Raw genomic sequence first — 2500 nt, 5'->3', positions numbered from 1 at the left:
GATGTTAGGTTTCCCCATTCGGAAATCTCCGGATCATAGCGTACTTACCGCTCCCCGAAGCTTATCGTAGTTAGTCACGTCCTTCATCGGCTCCTAGTGCCAAGGCATCCACCATGCGCCCTTATTAACTTAACCGGATAACACCTCACAGTGCTATCGATCAGTTTATGAGTTGGTTGCTTTAACACAACCTGCGATTAAACCGTTCTTTATTAAAGAACTTGATGTTGTTTCTCGGTTCAATTTTTTTGATATCTTTCGATATCTTTCAAAAAAAGAATTTGTTACTATTCAGTTTTCAATGTTCATCACGCCAACATCTTACGACATCGGCTATGGAGAATAGCGGGATCGAACCGCTGACCCCCTGCTTGCAAAGCAGGTGCTCTCCCAGCTGAGCTAATTCCCCATAGGCATTCTTGACTATGATACCTATTTAAAAGTACCACACTCAAAACTAAACAAAACTTTTGATTACAAATTTGACATTTAAGTCAGCGTCGGTTTCCGTTTATCCTTAGAAAGGAGGTGATCCAGCCGCAGGTTCTCCTACGGCTACCTTGTTACGACTTCACCCTAATCATCTGTCCCACCTTAGACGGCTACCTCCCGAAGGTTAGCCCACCGGCTTTGGGTGTTACAAACTCTCATGGTGTGACGGGCGGTGTGTACAAGACCCGGGAACGTATTCACCGCGGCATGCTGATCCGCGATTACTAGCGATTCCGACTTCATGTAGTCGAGTTGCAGACTACAATCCGAACTGAGACGTACTTTAAGAGATTAGCTTACCGTCGCCGGTTCGCAACTCGTTGTATACGCCATTGTAGCACGTGTGTAGCCCAGGTCATAAGGGGCATGATGATCTGACGTCATCCCCGCCTTCCTCCGGTTTGTCACCGGCAGTCTGTCTAGAGTGCCCAACTAAATGCTGGCAACTAAACATAAGGGTTGCGCTCGTTGCGGGACTTAACCCAACATCTCACGACACGAGCTGACGACGACCATGCACCACCTGTCACTTTGTCTCCGAAGAGAACAATATTATCTCTAACATCTTCAAAGGATGTCAAGACCTGGTAAGGTTCTTCGCGTTGCTTCGAATTAAACCACATGCTCCACCGCTTGTGCGGGTCCCCGTCAATTCCTTTGAGTTTCAACCTTGCGGTCGTACTCCCCAGGCGGAGTGCTTAATGCGTTAGCTCCGGCACTAAGAGGCGGAAACCTCCTAACACCTAGCACTCATCGTTTACGGTGTGGACTACCAGGGTATCTAATCCTGTTTGCTACCCACACTTTCGAGCCTCAACGTCAGTTACAGTCCAGCAAGCCGCCTTCGCCACTGGTGTTCTTCCATATATCTACGCATTCCACCGCTACACATGGAGTTCCACTTGCCTCTACTGCACTCAAGTTCGCCAGTTTCCAAAGCCATTCCACAGTTGAGCTGTGGGCTTTCACTTCAGACTTAACGAACCGTCTGCGCTCGCTTTACGCCCAATAAATCCGGATAACGCTCGGGACATACGTATTACCGCGGCTGCTGGCACGTATTTAGCCGTCCCTTTCTGGTATGGTACCGTCACATTAACATCATTTCCTACATTAACTATTCTTCCCATACAACAGTGCTTTACGACCCGAAAGCCTTCATCACACACGCGGCGTTGCTCCATCAGGCTTGCGCCCATTGTGGAAGATTCCCTACTGCAGCCTCCCGTAGGAGTTTGGGCCGTGTCTCAGTCCCAATGTGGCCGATCAGTCTCTCAACTCGGCTATGCATCATCGTCTTGGTAAGCCTTTACCTCACCAACTAACTAATGCACCGCGGATCCATCTCTAAGTGAGGCCGAAGCCCCTTTTAAACACACTTCATGCGAAATGCGTTGTTATACGGTATTAGCATCTGTTTCCAAATGTTATCCCCTGCTTAGAGGCAGGTTGTCCACGTGTTACTCACCCGTTCGCCACTCTAGCCATATGCTTTACGTCTCACCGAAGTGATCAGGTCCGCGACTAGCGTTCGACTTGCATGTATTAGGCACGCCGCCAGCGTTCATCCTGAGCCAGGATCAAACTCTCATTTTAAAAGTTTGAAGATTGCTCTTCAATGTTAACTGACTTGCTATATTGCTATAGCGTATCCGTTTATTGTTTGTTACGAATTGACTTCGCAAATTGTTTCTTTACACTATTTCGTAAAATAGTGACCCGACACATTTGTTTATCAAAGTTTTGTTCAGTTTTCAATGTGCTACCTGACATCTTGCGATGTCGTTGTTTCCTTACGAAACAACTTTTATATCTTACCATCTAATCAAACGCTTGTCAACACCTTTTTGAAATGTTTTTGCATTTCTTGGTGCGCCCTAGTCGCTCAATCCGTTGGCCTGCTTGACGTTTCCGCCAAACAACATATATTACTATACCAACCCTGTGCGCTACCGTCAACACCTTTTTTCCCTTTTTTCGCCCTTTTTACCCCCTTTTCTTTTTTACT

1 tRNA gene and 2 rRNA genes (1 of these 3 cut by a window edge) are annotated in these 2500 nt (G+C 47.0%); all 3 read right to left on the bottom strand.

The window, feature by feature from the left end:
* Window positions 1-135 (bottom strand): 23S ribosomal RNA (locus C5L23_RS04330); it reaches 2774 nt to the left of the window's first position.
* Between the two features lie 201 nt (window positions 136-336).
* A tRNA-Ala gene (locus C5L23_RS04325) sits at window positions 337-409 on the bottom strand.
* Window positions 410-521: 112 nt separating this feature from the next.
* Window positions 522-2088: ribosomal RNA gene (locus C5L23_RS04320) — 16S ribosomal RNA — on the bottom strand.
* The 16S and 23S rRNA genes sit together here with 1 tRNA gene alongside, the layout of an rRNA operon.
* Window positions 2089-2500 lie beyond the last annotated feature (412 nt).

Source organism: Leuconostoc fallax, from assembly GCF_004354645.1.
In the GTDB taxonomy this organism is placed as follows: domain Bacteria; phylum Bacillota; class Bacilli; order Lactobacillales; family Lactobacillaceae; genus Leuconostoc_B; species Leuconostoc_B fallax.
This window is presented reverse-complemented; position numbering and strand designations above follow the sequence as displayed.